This is a genomic window from Thermodesulfobacteriota bacterium, assembly GCA_030583865.1.
Lineage (GTDB): Bacteria > Desulfobacterota > GWC2-55-46 > GWC2-55-46 > GWC2-55-46 > UBA5799.
Window position 1 is genome coordinate 1,054,034 of record CP129479.1, and the last position, 20,591, is coordinate 1,074,624.

Here is a 20,591-nt window from a genome sequence, read left to right on the forward strand (position 1 = left end):
GAGGGTCTATGCCGAGGGTAATAGAGGGGAACCTGAGCGCCAAGGGGCTCAAGGTCGCCGTGGTCCTGGGAAGGTTCAACGACTTCATAAGCGAAAGGCTACTTGACGGCGCGGTGGATACGCTCCTCCGTAGCGGCGCATCCGATGGCGACATAGACGTCGTCAAAGTGCCGGGCTCGTTCGAGATGCCGGTAGCCGCCAAGACCCTCGCCTCAAGCGGCCGCTACGACGCCGTAATCTGCCTCGGCTGCGTCATTAGGGGCGCAACCCCCCATTTCGACTACGTCGCCGGCGAGGCGGCAAAGGGCATCGCAAAGGTCGCCCTCGATTTTGAGACGCCGGTCGCCTTTGGCGTCGTCACCGCAGACAACCTCGAACAGGCAATAGAGCGTGCGGGCACCAAATCCGGGAACAAGGGCAGGGACGCCGCGCTCACGGCCATCGAGATGGCCAACCTCCTGAAGACCATCGGGAAAAGGAAGTAAGCGCCCGGAAATGAGCGTAAGGCGAAAGGCGCGGGAGACCGCCCTGCAGATACTCTACAAGACCGACATCTCTGAGGGCAGGGCCGGAGAGGACCTCCATGAGCTCGACTCCCTAGTCGCAGGCACCGAGGCAAGGCGGTACTGCGAAACACTCGTAAGCGGCATAGACGCGAAGCGTGACGAGATCGACGCCGTAATCGAGAGGCATTCCGAAAACTGGACCGTCGAGCGCATGGCCGTGGTAGACAGGAACATCCTCAGGATAGCGGTCTACGAGCTAATGCACTCCGGGGACGTCCCCTACAAGGTCGCCATTGACGAGGCCGTGGAGCTCGCGAAACTCTACGGCACCGAGGAGTCCGGGGCCTTTATAAACGGCATAATAGACAAGGTAAGAAAGAGCCTGGGGAAAAAGCCCCCGGGAACATAGCAGGCTGCTGAAAAGTCCATCTGCGTCGTTGTCATCGGCGCTCGTCACTGCGGCGTGCACAAAAAGCACGCCTCATTCCTCGCTCCTTGACGCCTCCATATGGAGCTTTTTGAGCAGCCTGAAAAGAATCCGAGTTTTTCAGCAAAACTTCAGAGCGAAGGCCGGTAAGACTCATGAGAGAACCTTTTTGTAAAAAGGTTCCCCCAAGAGGTCCCTTCAGCGGGCCTTTCGGCCCGGGCCCCTGAGTGGGCTTTTTTTAATGTGATTTGACAGGGCCTTCCATGGCTGTATAATACACTAATGAGGAGCCGTATTCCGTGAAAGTTCAGTTGTTGGACCTTGCCGCGCAGTACCGCAGGATAAGGAAAGAGGTGCTTCGGGAAATAACGGCAGTCTGCGATTCGCAGCATTACGTGCTCGGGAAGCATGTCTCGGGGCTTGAATCGGAGATAGCCGCGTACTGCGGCGCGAAGTTCGCGGTGGGTGTCGCGTCCGGGACAGAGGCGCTCCTTCTGGCCCTGATGGCAGCCGGAGTAAAGGCGGGCGACCGGGTCGCCACGACGCCGTTCACCTTTTTCGCGACCGCAGGGTCTATAGCCCGGCTCGGAGCCATTCCGGTCTTCGTGGACATAGACCCCGAGACCTACAATATCGATACAGGGAAGTTCGAGTCGCTCCTTAAGAAGCGCGGCAAGGGCATAAAGGCCGTAATACCGGTACATCTCTACGGCCAGTGCGCGGACATGGCCCCCATAATGAAGGCCGCCAGAAAGCACGGCGTGGCTGTAATAGAGGACGCCGCGCAGTCAATTGGCGCGGAATACAAGGGAAAGAGGGCGGGCTCAATAGGCCACATGGGATGCCTCTCCTTCTATCCCACGAAGAACCTCGGGTGCTTTGGAGACGGCGGCATGGTCACGACGAACGACGCGAAGCTCGCGGAGCGGCTCAAGATGCTCAGGGTCCACGGGAGCCGAGTCAGGTACTATCACGACGAAGTCGGCCTCAATAGCAGGCTCGACGAGATACAGGCCGCGGTCCTCCGTGTGAAACTCAGGCACCTTGATTCGTGGGCCGAGGGGAGGGTAAGGAACGCGGAGCGCTATGACAGCCTCTTCGGAAAGGCCTCGATAAAAGGCGTGTCGAGCACGCCTGTCATCCAGGACGGGAACCGTTCTGTCTACAACCAGTATGTTATAAGGGTTGAGAAAAGAGACGCGCTCAGGGCACATCTTTCCGCCGCGGGCATAGGGAGCGAGATATACTACCCGCTCCCGCTCCATCTCCAGAAGTGCTTCAAGGGGCTCGGGTACGGTAAAGGCGATTTCCCGGTGTCCGAGGCGGCGGCAAAAGAGGTGCTTGCGCTCCCCATATACCCAGAGCTTACGCTCTCTCAGCAGAAGCATGTAGTTGCCGCGATAGCCGGGTTTTACGGACAGGGGAAATCGTAAATCAAGGAGGCAGCCGTTGAAAAGGATACTCGTTACCGGCGGCGCCGGGTTCATAGGCTCGCACCTCTGCGAGCGGCTCCTCAAGGACGGACACGAGGTCATCTGCCTCGATAACTTCTTCACGGGCAGGAAGGAGAACATCTCGCACCTCATAGGCAATCCCGGTTTCGAGATCATCCGGCACGACGTAATCGAGCCCGTTCTCCTTGAGGTGGACGAGATATACAACCTCGCCTGCCCGGCCTCCCCGGTCCATTACCAGTACAACCCCGTAAAGACGATAAAGACCAACATAATGGGCGCCCTCAACATGCTGGGCCTCGCGAAAAGGGTGAGGGCAAGGATACTCCAGGCGTCGACCTCAGAGGTCTACGGCGACCCCAAGGTGCATCCCCAGCCCGAGAGCTACTGGGGGAACGCGAACCCCATTGGTTTCAGGGCCTGCTATGACGAGGGCAAAAGGTGCGCCGAATCGCTCATGTTCGCGTACCACAGGCAGAACGGCGTGGACATACGCGTCGTCAGGATATTCAACACTTACGGCCCCAGGATGCTGGAGAACGACGGCAGGGTCGTAAGCAACTTCATCGTGCAGGCCCTCCGGGGCATGGACATGACCGTCTACGGCGACGGGTCGCAGACGCGCTCATTCTGCTATGTCGACGACCTGGTGGACGGGCTCATAAAGATGATGGAGAACGACGGCGTAGCGGGGCCGGTGAACCTCGGAAACCCCGGAGAGTTCACGGTCCTGGAGCTCGCCAACATGGTAAAGAGGCTTACTTCGAGCAGCTCCAGCATAGTCTACAAGGAGCTTCCGCCCGACGACCCGGTCCAGAGGAGGCCCGACATCACGCTTGCAAGGGAGTCCCTCGGCTGGCGGCCTCTTGTCGGCCTCGAAGAGGGCCTTCTTAAATCCATCGAATACTTCAGGTCAAGGATAAGCCCCGCATCAGGACTCTCCTCGCTTTAGGCAAGCCGCAGGAACAGGAAGAAAAAGCCGTCCGCATCCAGTATGCCGTCCGCACCGGGACCGGTCTTTCAACAGTCAATCCGCACATCCGTAAGCTTAAATCGCCTCAGTGATGTTTCTCGCCGTCGGTAAAAAGGGGGTTCTCTTGCCGGTGGAAATGGGAAAAGAAGAGGGGGGCGGGCCTTTTCTGGACCTGTCCGCAGCCGGTCCGAAAAGGTTCGCGGTAAAGCCTGTCCCGAGCGCGGCTCCTGGCCCCGCTCTCGCGGGGAGCTCAATTTTTATAAACAGGATTAGGTACGGGCCTGCAGGCGTGAACGGAACCAGGCATATAGAGGGCGTGATGAACGGCAGGATCGAGGCGGTAATATTGATCTCGCGGAGTCGATGAGGGTGCCGGCGCTTCCTTGACAGGGTTGCGTTTGGTGATAGACTTTTATCATTCGGCATGGCGCCGGATGCCCGACGGGCAGGCAACCCCAACGCGAGCGGTGCAACATGGCGGGAAAGAGGAACATAGCCTTCGGTTTTCTGTATCTTCTCCTCACCATCGTTCTGTATCTCGCGAGGCCTTCCGAGGCAGGTGCGGCTTTCGATTCGGCGCTGGTGCAGGCCAATATAGACGCGCTGTTGAACATAGGGGCGGGCTGGCTCATCTCAAGGCTGCCTTTTGTCGAATGGGTAGCGAACACGGTTTCGTACCTGATGATAGCGGGGGCGCTCCTCCGTTCAGGGACCCTCTGCCTTGCGGCAGCGGGGCTTCTGCCGCCCGCAGCCTCGATAATGCCAGTTGGCGCTCTAATCCTTATAGCTATGACGCTCTTTATGGGTATCGGATACTTGAGCCTTAAGGTAGTAAGGCAATGAGGTTTCGCCAGGTCGCCGTCTGGCCCAGGGGACTGAGGGTCATTCACTGGATAAACGCCTTCTCGGTGCTTATCCTCATGCCGCTCGGCGCGTTCCTCTTTTTCGCCGAATACCTGGACCTTTCCGACCGGGCCTTCGGCTCCGTGCTGAGCGTCCATGTTACAGCCGGGGCTGTATTGACATTAGGGGTCGTTGCAAGGGTAATATTCCTCTTTGCAGGCCCCCCGGCGGCAAGGTGGAAGGACGTCCTCCCGCATACAAGGGAGCAGTTCGCGCTTCTTTCAGCCACCCTCAAATATTACCTTTCGGGCTTCAAGGGCAAGGCCCCGCTCTATCTTACCCACAACCCGGTGGCCGGGGCATTGGATACGGCGCTCTTCATCGTATTCCTATCGCAGGCGACGACGGGCCTCTCCATGTTTTTCTTCCATTCCGCGGAGCACGGGCACAACCATAACCACAACCATGCCCTTGAAGGCGCTGCCGCTTGGCCCCCTGAGTGGTTCGAGGGCCTTCATGTGGCCGGGGCGGCCTTCATAGTCGTCTTCGCCCTGGCCCACTTCACCGCGCTCGCCTGGCACGACATATTCGAGAGGAGGGGCCTCGTCTCGAGCATGATAAGCGGCAGGAAGTTCTATTCCGAGGAGGAGATACAGGAGCTCAAGGCCCGCCTCGACAGAAAGGGGCTTAAGCCCGAGGACAAGTAGTCCTGCCCGCGTTCAGTCTCCAGCGTCCCGCCAATTGACTTCTCCAGGGCCCGGTGCGAAAATCAGACCACATGCGCTTAGCCCGGGCAGGAGGTCGTGCATTGAAAAAGAAGCTTTCCGTAAAGACCGGGAGCATTTACGATAGAGGAGAAGAGGCCGACGGCCTCAGGGTGCTGGTCACGAGATACTGGCCGCGCGGCGTTAAAAAGGAGAGGGCCGACCTCTGGATACGGGGGCTCGGGCCCTCGCCGGAGCTCATAAGGGACTGGAAAAAGGGCGCGCTCGAATGGGACGCGTTCAGGGAAAGATATGAGAAGGAGTTCAGGGACGAGGGCAAGGAGAAGCTCCTCCTTGAGCTAAGGAAGGCCGTCATCGAGAGCGGAAAGAAAGAGGCGATTCTCCTTTGCACGTGCAGGGACGAGGCGTACTGCCACAGGGCCATATTGAAGGAGAAGATAGAGAAGGGCGAAGGCTGAATTCACGGGGGCGGTCCTGGTCCATCAGGGACGCGAATTGCAAGGCCCTTTTGGTGGTCTCTTCAGCTGAACGCGGGCCGGGCCGGCGGATTGGAATTTTCGATGTACAGGGTCTGGGTCGGGTACGCGAACTCAATGCCCATTTCCCCGAATTTCTCGTAGATGGCCAGGTTTATGGCCTGGTGTATGTCCATATACTTGTTGAAGTCGCTCGACTGCACGTAGTATACGGTCTCGAAGTTCAGGCTGAAGTCGCCATAGCTCGAAAAATGCGACCTGTCGAAGACGGCGCTTTCGGTGCCGTTGATGATGTCCCTGACGGTCTCGGGTATGGCCTTGAGCTTTTCCGGTGGGGTCTGGTAAGTGACCCCGATTTTGAAAACGACCCTCCTCCTTTCCATCCGCTTGAAATTCCTTATGCGCGAGTTCGTGAGGTCGGAATTCGAGAGTATTATCTGCTCGCCGCTCAGGCTCCTTATCCGGGTCGTCTTTATGCCTATGTGCTCGACTGTGCCGAGGTGCTCGGGCCCGATGATAATGAAGTCGCCTGTCTCAAAGGGGCGGTCCATGAGTATCGAGAAGTAGCTGAAGAGGTCTCCGAGGACCGACTGCGCGGCCAGGGCCACGGCTATGCCGCCGATGCCGAGCCCGGCTATGACGGCCGAGATCTCGAAGCCGAGGTTGTCGAGTAGGAAGACTATACCGATGCCCCATATGACGACCTTGAGCGCCGGGACAAGCCCCTTGAAGCTCCGCTGCTTCTCGGGGCCGAGGTCTTTGAGCCAGAAGGACTCGAACGCGTGCACCACCACAGATCCGATCAGGCGGATGCTGAGGAAGGTAAGGAGTATGACCCCGATTACTTCAAGCGACCTTGCTATGGCGGCGGGGAGCGCGAGGCTCCGGGTGGCGATGTAGAACACGCCGTAATACAGGAGCGGAGTGACGTTCCTGTGGAGCACGTTTATAAGAAAGTCGTCGAGCCTGGAGTCCGTCCTCGAAATAATGTTGTGAAGGGCTTTCTTCGTGATTGCTGCGCCTATCCTTACTATAAAGAGGCCGAGGAGGATCGCGCCCGCCACGGCGATGTATGTGAGGACGGTATTCCCGAAGAATGTCTCATGAAGAAGGCTGTCTAGCATACAAGGCACCCCCGTTCATTCATTGAAATGACACAGAGCAGCCTGTTGGCCGCCTGCCTGGATGAGCCCGCCCTGGCCAGGCGCGGCGCAATCCCGAACAACATCATATAAAAGTATCATAATAAGGTTTGTCCTGGCAAATAATAAGGCTCCGGAGGGCTTGCGTTTTTTTCCTTTGCTGCCGGACTCTTTTGCTTTAAAATCTCTTCCGTTCAAGTATAATGAAGTCTTGCAGATAATTTTTTTCAGGAGTGACCGGATGAAGAGCATAAAGGGTACGAAAACAGAAAAGAACCTGCTCGCGGCCTTCTCGGGGGAATCGCAGGCAAGGAACAGGTATACCTACTTCGCTTCGCAGGCTAAGAAGGAAGGGTATGAGCAGATTGCGTGGCTATTTACAGAGACCGCCGACAACGAAAAGGAGCACGCGAAGAGGCTTTTCAAGTTCCTTGAAGGAGGGGACGTGGAGGTCGTCGCAGCTTTCCCGGCTGGCGTGATAGGCGACACCGCTACGAACCTCAAGGCCGCCGCAGAGGGCGAGAACCACGAGCACGAGGTAATGTACCCGGAGTTCGCGAAGACGGCCCTTGAAGAGGGCTTTCCGCTCGTGGCCTCGGTCTTCAGGGCCATAGCCGTTGCCGAGAAGCAGCACGAGAGGCGCTACCTGGGCCTACTTGAGAATATCGAGAAGGGCCGAGTATTCAAGCGCGACGCGTCTGTCAAATGGAGATGCCGGAACTGCGGCTACATACACGAATCGCCCGGTGCGCCTTCGAAGTGCCCCGCCTGCGACCATCCGCAGGCGCATTTCGAGCTGCTGGAAGAGAACTGGTAAAACCGGTTTTTAGCAGGCTGCTGAAAAAGCCCATCTGCGTCGAAGGCTACGTCGCTGGACACTCCGGCGTACACAAAAGTACGCCTCATTCCTCGCTCCCCTGCTCCTAATGGGGCCTCGCATCTGGAGCTTTTTGAGCAGCCTGAATAAACGGAGTTTTTCAGCAAGCTGTTAGAAGGCAAAATACGAGACCCGGGTCTTTTCGGCCCGGGTCTTTCCCTTTTGTGAGATAGGGCGGCTTTTGTCGAGTCCTGTCTTTTTCAGGCTGCTTTCTTGCCTTCCTCGACCTCTATCTTTACCTTTCTCGGAAGGGCCTCTGCCTTTGCAGGCATGGTTATCTCGATGACGCCGTTCCTGTAGCCCGCGTGTATCTTCGCGGTCTCTACGCCCTCGGGAAGCGTGATCGACCTCTCGAATGAGCCGAGCGTGGTCTCATGGAAGAGGTAACCCTCTTTCTTCTCCTCGACCTCGGCCTTCCTCTCGCCCTTGATCGTAAGGACGTTGCCGGTTACCGAGATTTCGACGTCCTTTGGGTCCACACCGGGTATGTCGGCGCGGACAACAAAGGTGTTGTCCTTCATGTAGCTGTCAACGAGTGGATACCATTCGCCCCTGAACTCCCTCCTGAAAAGGCCCCTGGGCGTAAACCCGCCGAAGAACCTCGTGAAGAGGTCGTCCATGTCCTTCTGGATGTTCTGAATCTCCCTTAAAGGCTCCCATTTCCTCAGGTCTGCCATAATATCACCTCCCGCCTTGACCGCCGTATCTCACCTTTATATCAAGCCTAATTTAAATATAGTCCTTTCCCGAAAGTCTGTCAAGTCCGAGCGGGTATGAAAAATGAAGGTAAATCAGGTGGTTAGGTGAATAGAGGGCGGCGCCGGGCCTCTTTGGTCCGGCGCCGAATTAGCGGCTTAGTCCAGGAAGCTTACGTCCATTATATGAGCGGAGCAGGATATGCACGGGTCGTAGGCCCTTACAAGGGTCTCTACACCTTTGGCTATCTCCGCCTTGGGCCGGTCAAGCACAGTCGGCACGAAAGCCCGCAAATCGTCCTCTATTGAGCGCAGGTTTTGCGCCGTGGGGATTATGCAGACCGAGCTCTCGATTATCCCGTCCCTGTTTATCTCGTATTCGTGGTAGAGCGTGCCCCTGGGCGCCTCGACGATGCCCACGCCCCTGCCGTGGCCCCTGGGCCTTGCGAGCGGCTCCGGTTTAGGCCCGAGCTCCAAGAGCTCGTCTATGAAGCCTATGGCCTCTTCGGTTGCATGGAAGCATTCTATGAGCTGCGCCATGTTGTTCATGAAGGGGTTGTAGCAAGGGAGTTTCATCCCGGAGGCCTTGAGCGCGTCTTTTGCTTTCGGCCCGAGCTGGCGCCTGTTGTTGTTTACCCTCGCAAGCGCGCCGACCATGTAAGTGCCCTTTGAAGAGCGCGCGTGCTTTGCGCTCGAGTGCTCGACAACGTACTCTTTAACCTCTTCGGTGAAGCCCTTGGGGTCTATTTCCTTCCCGAGGCTCGAGACGGGCTCACCGGAGTAGAAGGCGTACTCTCCTTTTGATTTAAGGGAGATGAACTCCCGCTCGAGCGAAAAGTCCGGGAGCTCCGAGTCCGCGAGGAATTCGAGCGCGGCCTCGAGGCCGGTGAAAGAGGCCTCGAGCTCCCTCTTTAGCTTCTTGAGATCCGCAGGCTTGGGCGTAAACACCACGCCGCCGGGGAAAAGCGATATTGGGTGTATGTGGCGGCCCCCTACCGTCTCGCATATCTCGTTCGCGAGCCTCTTGAGCTCAAGGCCGGTCTTTGCCATCTCCGGGTGCGAGGCGAGGAGAGGCACTATCGAGCCGACCCCCGCGAGGTCCGGAAGCACCAGGAAGAATATGTGGAGTATGTGGCTCTGGAGCATCTCGCCGTCGAATGCGAGCTTCCTCAAGAGCGTGGCCTGCCTGGATACCTTTATGTCCATGGCGTCCTCAATGGCGCGAAGCGCCGCCGAGGTGTGGCTCACGGCGCAGATGCCGCAGATGCGGGCCATTATGTGCTGCGCCTCGTCATAGCGCCTGCCGCGGAGCATCATCTCGAAGAACCTCGGCGACTCGATAATCTCGAGCTTCAATTCCTTGATCTCGCCCTTTTTCACGTCAATGACTATGTTGCCGTGCCCCTCGACCCTGGTTATCTCGTGTATTTTTATGTTGAGGTCTCTTTTCATCGAAGCTTTCCTCAAATGCCCTGGTTTTTGCTCAGCACTTCTTCCCCTGCCTGCATTGCCCGTATAGCGCGAACCTGCTTATGACCGCCTCGGCGGTAAGCCCGTATCTTTCGAGCGTCTCCCGGTGGGAGTCGATATTCGGGTTGTCCACCGGCCCCCTGCACCCCCAGCACCATGTGCCGTAGGTGACGCATATGGCGTCGCAGCCGCCCCTTGAGACCGGGCCCAGGCAGTGTCCGCCCTTCTCGAAGACGCAGATGTTGCCGGCCATCTTGCAGTCCACGCATACGGGGTGGTTTACGATATCGGGATTCTTGCCCATAAGGAGGGCCGTAAGGAAGGAGAGGAACTCCTTTTTCGAAATGGGGCAGCCGTGGAGGTAGTAGTCTACCTCAACGACATCGTCTATGGGGCGTGCGGGTATAGTGTCGATGAGCTTATAGTGGGCCGCCGCCTTTTTCCCATAGACCGCTTCCTTCACCTCTTCCATCTGGTAGCGGTTCTTGAGGCAGTTGAGGCCGCCTGTAGACGAGCAGGCCCCGAGCGCCACGACGACCTTGGCCTGCTTCCTTATCTTTTTGATTTTCCGTATCTCGTCGCGCCTGCTTATGGAGCCCTCGACAAAGGCGATATCGTAGTCGTCGGACTTCTCTGTCATGGCCTCCCTGAAATTCACAATCTTTATGTGCTTGAGTATTTCAGGCAGCTCCTTTTCACAGCTAAGCACCATGAGCTGGCAGCCCTCACAGCAGGTGAACGAGAAGAACGCGACCCTGGGTTTTTCCTGTGATTCCATTGATGCTTCCTTTTTTTTGTAAGTGCTTGAGTTTTCTTAGGAAATAATATCACAGGGGCGTTTTTTTGTAAACCCCGGCGGGGCGCAGGATACAAAAAAAAGAGAACTGGTTCAGGGTTCCTGAACGGATTTCCAGCAAGGCCTTAAAGGGCGGCCTGGGCTTAAAATGCTGGACAATGGGGCTTTTACGGGCTATTTTTAGCAGGGTGTTGAAAACTCCCTGCCAGGCAATCCACGGATGGATTGCCAAATTGCGAAGACTATCCAGGTCGAGCAATTTGTGAGGCTTGGACGGATTCATTCCGGCCAGGCCGTGGTTGAAAAAGTCCAGGAAGGACTTTTTCAACATCCTGTTAGAGACGCCCTGAGGTCCCGGGCCAATCTTCAGTTCCGGTGTTTGATGTGAAAAGATTAAAAAAATCAGCCAGGATACTCTTCTTCCTTTCCGCCGCCGTCCTCCTTGTAATCATGTTCACGCCGGTCCCGAACATGCTTGCAAGGCCCCTTGTCTTAAGCGGGCCCGCGCCCTCCGGGGCCGGTCTTATTGCCGTCCTTGGCGGGGGCGCGTACCCGAACGGCGCCCTCGGCTCGTCCTCCAACGAGAGGCTTATAAAAGGGGTCCTACACTATAAGCGGGGCCACGCCGGGAAGATAGTCTTTACCGGCGGCATGGTTGAGGGCGCCTTGGGGAAGCTCGGGAACACGGTACTCGGGGCGCGCCCCGCAGAGCCCCTGCCGGAAGCATCCATCATGGGCGATATAGCCCGCGAATTCGGCATACCCCCGGAAGACCTGGCAATCGACCGGGGCTCGTTAAACACCTACGAGAACCTGATGTTCGTAAAGGCCTACATGGAGGAAAATGGGCTCAAGACAGTCATGATAGTCACCTCGCCGACTCACATGAAAAGGGCTTCGCTCGTCGCTCAGAAGCTCGGGCTCGCATATATCCCGGCGCCCGTAGAGGACAACACCCCCTATCGCACCTCGGCTATAGACAGGCTGGCGCTTACGCGGGAGGTGATGTGGGAGTATCTGGGGATTGCGCTCTACAGGGCCAAGGGGTATATCTGACAGTGCAGTGCTGAAAAAATCGTCTGCGTCGAAGGCTACGCCGCTTGACACTCGGCGTACACGAAAAGTAAGCCTCATTCCTCGCTCCCCTGTTCCAATTTGGGGCTCGCACGTGGAACTTTTTTGAGCAGCCTGGAAAAATTGAGTTTTTCAGCAAGCTGATAGCTTTTAGAGGTAGCCTGCTACATTATCCAGAGTAGCAATACCGGCGTCGTGAAGATGCTTGCGAATGTAGAGAGGGCGACGGTCGAGGCCACGAGGTCGCTATTCACCTGGTACCTGTGGCTTACGACGAAGTTTATGACCGCCGCGGGCATGCCGGAGGAGAGGAGTATGATCTTCTGATTGAGCCCCTCTATGCCGAAAAGGCTCACGACACCCCAAGCGACCGCAATACCGCCTCCTATCCTTATGGCCGTCCCGGCAAGTGAAATTCCGGGATAGGCGAGCCTGGCCGAATAGAGCCGGTACCCGAGGGCTACCTGCATTATGGGTATGGTCGCCGCGCCGAGCATGTCGAATGTAATCAGGAGCGGCTCCGGTATCCTCACCTCCCCGATGTTAAGGGCTATGGCCAGGACCGCCGAGTAGATTAGCGGGAGCCTGAACATCTCGGAAAGCCCGCCCCTGCCTTTCGCTATGTATATCCCGAGCGAGTAGACGAGCACGCTGATGGCGATGTAGTAGAGTATCGCGATTGAAAGCCCCTCTGGCCCGAAGGCCAGTAGAGCGAGAGGGAAGGACATGTTCCCCGAGTTCATGAACATGGCCGGGAGATAAAAGCCCCTGAGGTCTTCCCTTTTTATTGCCTTGAGATACAGGAAGGCGAGCGCCCCTGTGCCCAATACCACGACGAGCGCCGAGAACGAGACGACCGCAAGGTCGGCAATGACAAGCTTCTTGTGCGAGAGGGACGAAATTACCAGGGCCGGGATGGTGAGATAGAGGAGCATGTCTATTATAGGCTCGAGGCTTATCTTCCTGAAGCTCGCGAAGAGGTACCCGATGCCTATGATGCTGAAGACCGGGAATACAATGGAGAGGACCTTTACTATTTCCATATATCCGTGCCTGCCGTGATATTAACGAAAAAAAGAGGCGGGCGGTTTGCCCGCCCCGCCTCTTTCGACGCGTTTCCAATCTTCGCAGCGGCCCGGAATGAAATCCCGGGCCCTATCAGGATGTTGAAAGAGTCCTTCCTTGATTTTTCAGCCAAGGCTTGGCCGGAATGAATCCGTCCAAGCCTCACAAATCGCTCGACTTGGATAGTCTTCGCAATCTGGCAACCCATCCGTGGATTGACTGGCAGGGTGTTTTTTTCAACACACTGCTATTCCTTCTCGACCTCCATGAGGGTCTCATCCGGGTTCACGGAATCGCCTATCTTTACGAGCACCTTCTTAACGACTCCGCTTATCGGGGTGTGCACCTCGTTCTCCATCTTCATGGCCTCGACCGTAAGGACGGTGTCGCCCTCAGAGACCTTGCTCCCCACGCTCACCTTTATTGACGTGACCTTGCCGGGGATGGGGGTCGTTACGTCCCCTTCCTTTTTGGCTTTGGGCCTTATGGACTGGGTGATGGAGGAGCGCTCTATCTCGCCGGCGGTCGTGGGAATGACCTCGGTGAGGGACTCTATCATCACCTCTTCGAGCTTGCCGTCTATCGAGATGAAGAACGGCCTCTTGCCCTCGACCCTGTGCCCGGCGCCAGCGACCTTTATCTTGTAGTTCTCGCCGTGGACCGTGACGTTGAATTCGCTGGGCGCGAGGTGGGGGGCCGTATGCCCCGCGTCCGCAGCGGGCTGGAATTCCTCTTCGAGCGGCTCGGGCTCGAGCTTCCCGTTGTCCCTCTGCTCGAAGAACTCGAGCGCGACCATGGGGAAAAGGGCGTAGGAGAGGACGTCCTCTATGGACTTGGCCTTCCCGTCTATGTCCCTCATGACCTTGTCGAGCTCGGGCTCGAGGAGGTCAGCCGGCCTGCAGGTGATGGGCTTTTCGTCGCCTATGGCGAGCTTTCTCGCGGTCTCGTCTATCTGGCCCGGAGGGTTCCCGTAGAGGCCCTTGAAGTAGTTCCTGGTTTCGCTCGTTATGACCTTGTACCGTTCGCCCATGAGGACGTTCAGGGTAGCCTGCGTGCCCACTACCTGGCTCGTCGGGGTGACCAGCGGCGGAAACCCCATGTCCTTCCTTACCTTGGGTATCTCCTCGAAGACCTCGTCCATCTTGTCGAGCGCGTTCTGCTCCCTGAGCTGGTTCGCGAGGTTCGATATCATGCCGCCGGGAATCTGCACCACGAGCGTCTTCGGGTTTATGGCCGTGTACTCGCTTTCGAACTTCTTGTACTTCCTCCGTATGTCCCTGAACCTGTCTGCTATCTCGGCCAAAAGCCCGAGGTCGAGGCCGGTGGAATATGGCGAGCCGTTGAGCGCCGCGACCATGCTCTCGGTCGGCGGCTGCGAGGTCCCTGACGCCAGCGACGATATCGCGGTGTCGACTATGTCGGCCCCGGCCTCTATGGCCTTCAGGTAGCTCATGGACGCGAGGCCCGAAGAGTCGTGCGAGTGTATGTGTATGGGGAGGGTTACCCTGGCCCGCATCTTCGTGACGAGGTCAAAGGCCGCAACCGGCGTAAGGAGCCCGGCCATGTCCTTTATGCAGATGGTGTCGGCCCCCATCTTCACAAGCTTCAATGCCAGGTCAACGAACCCCTCGTGCGTGTGCACCGGGCTAGTGGTGTAGCAGATGGTCGCCTCCACTATGGCCTTCGCCTCCTTGGCGGCGCGGACCGCGACATCGATGTTCCTCATGTCGTTCAGGGCGTCGAATATCCTGAATACGTCAATCCCGTTCCTAGCGGCCCTCTCCACGAACTTCTTCACCACATCGTCGGAATAGTGCCTGTAGCCCACGAGGTTCTGGCCGCGCAAGAGCATCTGGAGCCTGGTGTTGGGTATGGCCTTCCGGAGGAGCTTGAGCCTCTCCCAGGGGTCTTCCTTGAGGAAACGGAGGCACGAGTCGAAGGTGGCTCCGCCCCAGGCCTCGAGCGACCAGTACCCGACCCTGTCCAGCATGGAGGCGACCTCTATCATGTCGGCGGTCCTCATCCTGGTGGCGAGGAGGGACTGGTGGGAGTCCCTGAGGATCGTGTCGGTTATCCACGTCCTCTTGTCGGTCCTCGGCTTGATCTTGAAATCCGCCCTGGAAGCGGCGGTTGCGGTCTTTTCAGCCATCTTGAGACGCCTCCGTCTTTTATAACCCGTGGTGGGCCGCTATTGCCGCGGCAATAGCGGCGACCAGGTCCGTGGGCTCGCCGTACTCGTCATATTCCATGAGTTCCGGCTTTCTGTCTATGAATCCGGTATCGAACCTGCCCATTCTGAAATCCTCGTCCTCCATTATCTTCTGGAGGAAGGGGATGGTGGTCTTTACGCCCCTTATGACGAACTCCTCGAGGCAGCGGTGCATGCGCCTTACGGTCTCGTCCCAGGTGGTGCCGCGCACCACGAGCTTTGTGACGAGCGAGTCGTAGCAGTTGGGTATGATGAAATCCTTGTAGATGGCCCCGTCTATCCGGACACCTATGCCGCCCGGCGAGTAGTAGGAGGTAACTTTCCCGAAGGACGGGAGGAAGTTGTTCTTCGGGTCCTCGGCGCAGATGCGGCATTCCATCGCGAAGCCGTTTATCCTCACGTCCTCCTGGTTAAAGCCGAGCGGCATGCCGGCGGCTATCTCTATCTGCTTCTTGACGAGGTCGATGCCAGTTACCTCCTCGGTAATGGGGTGCTCGACCTGGATCCTGGTGTTCATCTCCAGGAAATAGAAGTTCCTGTCGTTGTCGACCAGGAATTCGACCGTCCCAGCGTTGGTGTAGTCCGCTGCCCTTGCCGCCTTTACAGCGGCCTCGCCCATGCGCTTCCGGAGGTCGTCGTCCAGTATGAGGGAGGGGGTTATCTCCACGAGCTTCTGGTGGCGCCTCTGTATGGAGCAGTCCCTTTCGCCCATGTGGACGATGTTGCCGTGGCTGTCGGCCATTATCTGGAACTCGATGTGGTGCGGCTTCTCAAGGAACTTCTCAAGGAATACCTCGGAAACGCCGAATGCTGCTGCGGATTCCTTCTTCGCGGTGGTAATGGAGTCCACCAGCTCCTTTTCGGTCCGGGCGACCCTCAAGCCCCTGCCGCCGCCTCCGCCCGAGGCCTTGACCATTATGGGATAGCCGATCTTCGTGGCGAAAGCAATGGCCTCTTCCACGTCCTTTATCGAGTCCTCGGTCCCGGGGAGTATGGGCACCCCGGCCTTCAGCATCATCTTCCGGGCCATGACCTTGTCGCCCATCTCGGCGATGGTCTTGCTGGACGGGCCGATGAAGGTGATGCCCTTTTTCGTGCAGAGCTGGGGGAACCTGGGGTTTTCCGAAAGGAAGCCGTAGCCCGGATGGATGGCGTCCACGCCGACCTTTGTCGCGAGGTCCACGAGCCTGTGGATATTGAGATAGCCCTGGATGGGGCCTGGGCCCACCATGTAGGACTCGTCCGCCTTCTTGACGTAGAGGGAGGTCGAGTCCTCCTCGGAGTAGATGGCCACGGTGGCTATCCCGAGCTCCCTGCAGGCCCTTATGACCCTGGTGGCTATTTCGCCCCTGTTGGCGACCAAGACTTTTTTGAAGAGTCCCAATTTACTCCCCGTATCCGGTGTGATTCGCGCTCTCTTTCGGAGTCGCAAAAGGTACAAACCGCAATGAAACATTTAGCCAAGAACGGCCCGATAAGTCAAGTAAATAAAAGCCTTATAAAGGAAAAAGGTCAGTTGCCCTGAGCATCATGAGGGCGCTTTGCGATTGCAGCGGCGTCTGTAAGCCGCTTTATCGCAAGGTCCCTGCCCATGGCGCTCAAGGTCTCGAAGATCCCCGGGCTGACGGTCGCGCCGGTGAGGGCCACCCTTACGGGCTGGGCGAGCTTCCCGAGCTTGAGGCTGCGCTCTTCGAGGAGCGAGTTGAAGGCCGCCTCAAGCTCCTTTTCCGTGAACGAGGGGAGGGCTGAGAGGCGCTCAAGGAGGTCTTCGAAAAGCCCGGCGCTATCGGGGGTAAGGAACTTCTCCCTGGCCTTGGGGTCGTAATCGACAGTCTCCCTGAAGTAGAATAGCGAGCCTTCCGCCATCTCCTTCAAGGTCCTCGCCCGCTCCTGCAGGGTCTTTATTATGGCCGGGAGCCTCGGGTCGCCGGAGGCGTCCACCCCGAGCTCCTTCCAGAATGGGAGCATGAGAGGCATAAGCTCCTCGGGGGAGGACGATTTTATGTAATGCTGGTTGAGCCAGAGTAGTTTTTCCGGGTTGAAGACCCCCGAGGACTTCCCGACGCTATCGAGTGAGAACTTCTCTATAAGCTCTTTCATCGAGAATATCTCCTGGTCGCCGTGCGACCAGCCGAGCCTGGCGAGATAGTTTACGAGGGCATGGGGCAGGTATCCCATCTCCTTGTAGGCCATGACGGAAGTTGCGCCGTGGCGCTTGGAAAGCCGGGTCTTGTCCGACCCTAAAATCATGGGGAGATGCGCGAATACCGGGACCTCGTACCCGAGGGCGCGGTAGAGGAGTATCTGCTTTGGGGTGTTGTTTATGTGGTCGTCCCCCCTTATGACATGGGTCATTCCCATCTCGGCGTCGTCCACCACGACACAGAAGTTGTAGGTAGGGGTCGCGTCGCTACGGAGTACGACCAGGTCCTCGATTGTCGAGTTCTCGAAGGAGATCACTCCCTTTATCTCGTCCTTGAAAGAGGTAACGCCCGGAGGCACCCTGAACCGTAGCGCAAAAGGCAGGTCGGGCCGGTCGGCCCTTTCCCTGCATCTGCCGTCGTACATGGGCGGGCGGCCCGCCTTCATGGCGGCCTCCCTTCTCGATTCAAGCTCCCCGGGAGTGCAGTAGCAGCGGTAGAGGTGCCCTTTTTCCAATAGCTCCCCGGCCCGTTTCCTGTACTCGTCGAACCTCTTGCTCTGGAAGAATGGGCCTTCGTCCCAGGTAAGGCCGAGCCATTCCATGCCGTCGAGAATGGCCTGGATGGACTCCTGCGTGGAGCGGGCCACGTCGGTGTCCTCTATCCGGAGGACGAACTTCCCCTTATGGCGCCTGGCGAAGAGCAGGTTGAAGAGAGCGGTCCTTGCCCCTCCGATGTGAAGGTATCCGGTGGGGCTCGGGGCGAATCTTGTGCGTATGGTCAAAGCGGTCCTCCTGATAAGGGTGCCCTTTAAAAATAGCTCTTTTCCCCGATCTCTTCGTTAGGGCGGAAGTAAAAATGCTCACATATTGACATATATGCTGCGCTTTTTACTTCCACCCTGCCTCGACCTCGTGAAAAATAGCTGATTTTTAAAGGCACCCTGAAGCTGTTAGAGCAAACCTGTAATAAAAACGAACGCTCATCAGCAGATGATTATCCCGGCATACCCGACTACCTGTCCCAGGTCGCCGTTCACCTCTCCCGATGTCGCGTATTTAACGAGAGCCGCCTTGGTTGCTCCGAGTTCCCTTGCCGCCACAATGGCGATGGCAGCAGGGACGGCCCCGCACATGCTTATGTCCTCTTCGGACGTCACCTGAAGGAGACCTGCCGAGTCAAGTGCCAGTATCCTGTCGATAGCGAGGCGGTCCTTCTGCCTTGCGATGCCGTCCTCCTCGTAGTGGCTCATGTCCGTGCTCGCTATGATGAGCGAGCCCCCTTCGAGCCCGGATATGGCTCTGGCGATCGACTTGCCGATCTCAATGCAATCCTTCTCGTCCGCCCTCAATATGGTGACCGGGACGATCAGTGCAACCGGATTACGGGCCAGTATGAAAGGGAGCTGGACCTCGAGCGAATGCTCGAAAAGGTGCGCCTCCGTATCGGCTGAAAAGAGTTTCGAGCCGCCTCTCAGCATGGAAGCGGCCTCTTCGTCTATTTTAAGGCTTCCGAGCGGGGTATCCCACTCGCCCTCGGGCCAGACCGAAACCCTCTTCCCGAGCCCCGTGTGGTTGGGCCCAATGAGAAAGACCCTTTCAGGGACCCGCACCCTCGCGTAGACGCTCCCGGCAACGTCCCCTGAATACATGTATCCGGCATGGGGCGCTATTATCGCCCTTGCGTCCTCTGCCCGGCTGTGGGTAAGGAGCTTCTCGACCGCTTCCCTGAGGGCGGCCTTCTCGCCGGGGTAGAACCTCCCGGCAACCGCTGATTCTCTTTTCATATCTTGTACTTCGCCCTCGTCTGGGCGGCTAACGATATTACCAGACAGGGCCCTGAATGTAAAGCCGTAAGCCGCGGCGGAAAGCGGCGTTAGGCGTATTCACAGCGGCTCCGCGTTATGCTATACTCACCGGAATCCATTTGAGAAGGGGAGAGATGGAAACGGAACTCATCATTTTCGACCTTGACGGCACTCTCATAGATTCGAGCGAGGACATCGCCTGGTCCGCGAACAGGACGCTTGCGGCAATGGGTCACAGTGAGATGGAGCCGGGGGAGATAATCGGCCACATCGGATGGGGCGTAAAGCCCCTACTTCAGAAACTCATGCCAGGCGAGAGCGAGGAGAGGATAGCCGAGGCGCGTCTCAAGTTCCTCGATTTCTACGGCGGCCACCTCGTAATAAAGACCAGACTTTACCACGGGGTGGAGGATACAGTGAATCACTTCCACTACGCCGGAAAGAAAATGGCCGTGGTTACGAACAAGCCCTTCGGGTTGGCCGACCGGATACTCGATTCCTTCGGCCTCAAGAGGTTTTTCCCGCTCATACTCGGCGGCGACTCGCTCCCCAACAAGAAACCGCACCCCGAGCCCATAGAGAAGGCCATCAGGGAGTTGTCCTGCAGGCCCGAGAGGACGGCCGTGGTCGGCGACAGCCCCGTTGACTGCGAGGCGGGAAAGGCCGCCGGGGCCTATACTGTCGGCGTTTCCTACGGCTTCAGGGGCAGGGGAGAACTCGCAAGCGCCGGCTGCGACATCATCGTGGACGACTTCCCGTCCCTTAGGAAAGCGCTCGGGTAAAGGCCCAAGCCGCCATTCCCAAACCTGCTATACTGGTAATGTCGCTACCTGACCGGACATTACCGCATGGACCCTCAAACGCACACAAGGCGAACGGCCCTCAAGGCGATGGCGGCTTCGGGGATGCTCCTCCTCTGGGGGGAGATGCCCGTCATGGCCGAGGTCTTTTCAAGGCCGAAGACTCTGAGGGAGCCGAGGCTCCGTGAGAACGCCTTTACCGGGGGCGGCGCATCGCTCGTCTCGGTCGCAACCGGAAAGACCGTGGATGAGATGGTCGAGGAGGCTGTCGACCTTATCGGCGGCTTCGACAGGCTCGGCCTCTCCGGAAAGACCGTACTCCTCAAACCCAACGTCGTATCAGGCGAGGCGAACCCGGCAACGACAAACCCCGAGGTGGTCGGGGCGGTCGTAAGGGCGGTCTCAAGGCGCGGGGCCAAAAAGGTCTACGTTGGCGACATGTCCGCCCTTCGTACGATATCCACCAGGCGGAACATGAACCGGAACGGGATACTCAAGGCCGCGTCCGACAACGGCGCGGAGGTAATCATATTCGAGGACTTCGAGTGGCACACGGTCCCGCTCGAAGGAACAAGGCATCTGACCGAGGCCTACGTGACCGAATGGATATACAGGCCGGACATAATAATAAACCTGCCGGTAGTCAAGACGCACAGGTCCGCGAGCTACTCCATAACCCTCAAGAACTTCATCGGCTGCACGCATCTCCGCCAGCGGCCCTATCTCATCGGCCCCTCTCATTGGGAGGAGCTCATCTCAGAGTTCAACGCTGCATACGCCCCGGAGCTCAACATAGTCGACGGGACCGTCTCCATGATAGAGGGCGGCCCCTGGCAGGGTACCCCGGCAAAGACAAACCTCATAATCGCGAGCGGGGATAGAATCGCGGCTGACATTGCCGGGCTCGGCCTCATAAGGTCTTTCGGCAAATGGGAGCCGGTCACCTCAAAGCCAGTCTGGGAGCAGAGGCAGATAATAAGGGGCGTCGAGCTCGGCCTGGGCAGGGGAAGAGACGGGATTAAGCTTGTAGCAGGGGGCGGCGGCGTGGAATTCGAGCGGCTTGTCTCAGGGATAAGGGAGAATGCCGGGCTTTGACGGCCCGTCTTTGACA

At 57.8% G+C, this 20,591-nt stretch carries 22 protein-coding genes; 12 read left to right on the forward strand and 10 right to left on the reverse strand.

Annotation, left to right across the window (positions count from 1 at the left end; genetic code table 11):
- The first annotated feature begins 8 nt into the window (after positions 1-8).
- The 8 genes from ribE (at position 9) to QY316_05095 (ending at position 5,386) form a co-directional block, all read left to right on the forward strand.
- Entirely contained in the window at positions 9-485 is a 477-nt protein-coding gene (gene ribE, locus QY316_05060) for a 6,7-dimethyl-8-ribityllumazine synthase (protein ID WKZ33767.1), read from the forward strand.
- 10 nt (positions 486-495) lie between these two features.
- Positions 496-915 (forward strand): transcription antitermination factor NusB, encoded by a 420-nt coding sequence (nusB, locus tag QY316_05065; GenBank protein ID WKZ33768.1) that lies wholly within the window; start codon positions 496-498, stop codon positions 913-915.
- A 317-nt stretch (positions 916-1,232) separates the two neighbouring features.
- Positions 1,233-2,366, forward strand: a complete 1,134-nt coding sequence (locus QY316_05070; GenBank protein ID WKZ33769.1) for a DegT/DnrJ/EryC1/StrS family aminotransferase — start codon at positions 1,233-1,235, stop codon at positions 2,364-2,366.
- A 16-nt stretch (positions 2,367-2,382) separates the two neighbouring features.
- Positions 2,383-3,339, forward strand: a complete 957-nt coding sequence (locus QY316_05075; GenBank protein WKZ33770.1) for an SDR family oxidoreductase — start codon at positions 2,383-2,385, stop codon at positions 3,337-3,339.
- 145 nt (positions 3,340-3,484) lie between these two features.
- Positions 3,485-3,727 (forward strand): hypothetical protein, encoded by a 243-nt coding sequence (locus QY316_05080; GenBank protein WKZ33771.1) that lies wholly within the window; start codon positions 3,485-3,487, stop codon positions 3,725-3,727.
- Between the two features lie 107 nt (positions 3,728-3,834).
- Positions 3,835-4,203 carry a hypothetical protein gene (locus tag QY316_05085; GenBank protein ID WKZ33772.1) on the forward strand — a complete coding sequence of 123 codons (369 nt, stop codon included), beginning with the start codon at positions 3,835-3,837 and terminating at the stop codon, positions 4,201-4,203.
- On the forward strand, positions 4,200-4,910 hold the full coding sequence (locus QY316_05090; protein ID WKZ33773.1) for a cytochrome b/b6 domain-containing protein: 711 nt from the start codon (positions 4,200-4,202) through the stop codon (positions 4,908-4,910). The genes QY316_05085 and QY316_05090 overlap by 4 nt, the downstream gene beginning before the upstream one ends.
- A gap of 101 nt (positions 4,911-5,011) precedes the next feature.
- Positions 5,012-5,386, forward strand: coding sequence for a DUF488 family protein (locus QY316_05095; protein WKZ33774.1), 375 nt, complete (start codon positions 5,012-5,014; stop codon positions 5,384-5,386).
- Between the two features lie 62 nt (positions 5,387-5,448).
- On the opposite strand, the gene QY316_05100 is transcribed toward QY316_05095, so the two are convergent.
- On the reverse strand, positions 5,449-6,528 hold the full coding sequence (locus QY316_05100; protein WKZ33775.1) for a mechanosensitive ion channel family protein: 1,080 nt from the start codon (positions 6,526-6,528) through the stop codon (positions 5,449-5,451).
- A 259-nt stretch (positions 6,529-6,787) separates the two neighbouring features.
- Between QY316_05100 and QY316_05105 the strand changes: the two genes are divergently transcribed.
- Entirely contained in the window at positions 6,788-7,363 is a 576-nt protein-coding gene (locus QY316_05105) for a rubrerythrin family protein (GenBank protein ID WKZ33776.1), read from the forward strand.
- Positions 7,364-7,623: 260 nt separating this feature from the next.
- On the opposite strand, the gene QY316_05110 is transcribed toward QY316_05105, so the two are convergent.
- From QY316_05110 to QY316_05125, 4 genes are all read right to left on the reverse strand, one after another.
- The gene (locus QY316_05110) at positions 7,624-8,100 is read right to left on the reverse strand and encodes an Hsp20/alpha crystallin family protein (protein ID WKZ33777.1); all 477 of its coding nucleotides are present in this window, start codon (positions 8,098-8,100) and stop codon (positions 7,624-7,626) included.
- Between the two features lie 177 nt (positions 8,101-8,277).
- The gene (locus QY316_05115) at positions 8,278-9,570 is read right to left on the reverse strand and encodes a Ni/Fe hydrogenase subunit alpha (protein WKZ33778.1); all 1,293 of its coding nucleotides are present in this window, start codon (positions 9,568-9,570) and stop codon (positions 8,278-8,280) included.
- A 31-nt stretch (positions 9,571-9,601) separates the two neighbouring features.
- Complete coding sequence (locus QY316_05120) at positions 9,602-10,366, reverse strand: NADH:ubiquinone oxidoreductase (protein WKZ33779.1); 765 nt, start codon at positions 10,364-10,366, stop codon at positions 9,602-9,604.
- A gap of 49 nt (positions 10,367-10,415) precedes the next feature.
- Entirely contained in the window at positions 10,416-10,715 is a 300-nt protein-coding gene (locus QY316_05125; protein WKZ33780.1) for a hypothetical protein, read from the reverse strand.
- A gap of 53 nt (positions 10,716-10,768) precedes the next feature.
- On the opposite strand from QY316_05125, the gene QY316_05130 reads away from it, so the two are divergent.
- Positions 10,769-11,440 carry a YdcF family protein gene (locus QY316_05130; GenBank protein ID WKZ33781.1) on the forward strand — a complete coding sequence of 224 codons (672 nt, stop codon included), beginning with the start codon at positions 10,769-10,771 and terminating at the stop codon, positions 11,438-11,440.
- Between the two features lie 182 nt (positions 11,441-11,622).
- Here QY316_05130 and QY316_05135 read toward each other — a convergent pair whose 3' ends face one another.
- From QY316_05135 to amrB, 5 genes are all read right to left on the reverse strand, one after another.
- Positions 11,623-12,501: an AEC family transporter gene (locus tag QY316_05135; protein ID WKZ33782.1), complete on the reverse strand. Its 879-nt coding sequence runs from the start codon at positions 12,499-12,501 to the stop codon at positions 11,623-11,625.
- Between the two features lie 269 nt (positions 12,502-12,770).
- Complete coding sequence (oadA, locus tag QY316_05140) at positions 12,771-14,672, reverse strand: sodium-extruding oxaloacetate decarboxylase subunit alpha (GenBank protein ID WKZ33783.1); 1,902 nt, start codon at positions 14,670-14,672, stop codon at positions 12,771-12,773.
- Positions 14,673-14,691: 19 nt separating this feature from the next.
- Positions 14,692-16,116, reverse strand: a complete 1,425-nt coding sequence (gene accC, locus QY316_05145) for an acetyl-CoA carboxylase biotin carboxylase subunit (GenBank protein ID WKZ33784.1) — start codon at positions 16,114-16,116, stop codon at positions 14,692-14,694.
- Between the two features lie 128 nt (positions 16,117-16,244).
- Positions 16,245-17,657 (reverse strand): glutamate--tRNA ligase, encoded by a 1,413-nt coding sequence (gltX, locus tag QY316_05150; protein ID WKZ33785.1) that lies wholly within the window; start codon positions 17,655-17,657, stop codon positions 16,245-16,247.
- 201 nt (positions 17,658-17,858) lie between these two features.
- A complete protein-coding gene (amrB, locus tag QY316_05155) occupies positions 17,859-18,659 on the reverse strand; it encodes an AmmeMemoRadiSam system protein B (GenBank protein WKZ33786.1) in 801 nt (266 codons plus the stop codon).
- A gap of 155 nt (positions 18,660-18,814) precedes the next feature.
- On the opposite strand from amrB, the gene QY316_05160 reads away from it, so the two are divergent.
- Together QY316_05160 and QY316_05165 are read left to right on the forward strand one after the other, a co-directional pair.
- Positions 18,815-19,462 (forward strand): HAD-IA family hydrolase, encoded by a 648-nt coding sequence (locus QY316_05160; GenBank protein ID WKZ33787.1) that lies wholly within the window; start codon positions 18,815-18,817, stop codon positions 19,460-19,462.
- 66 nt (positions 19,463-19,528) lie between these two features.
- The gene (locus QY316_05165; protein WKZ33788.1) at positions 19,529-20,575 is read left to right on the forward strand and encodes a DUF362 domain-containing protein; all 1,047 of its coding nucleotides are present in this window, start codon (positions 19,529-19,531) and stop codon (positions 20,573-20,575) included.
- Positions 20,576-20,591: the final 16 nt, after the last annotated feature.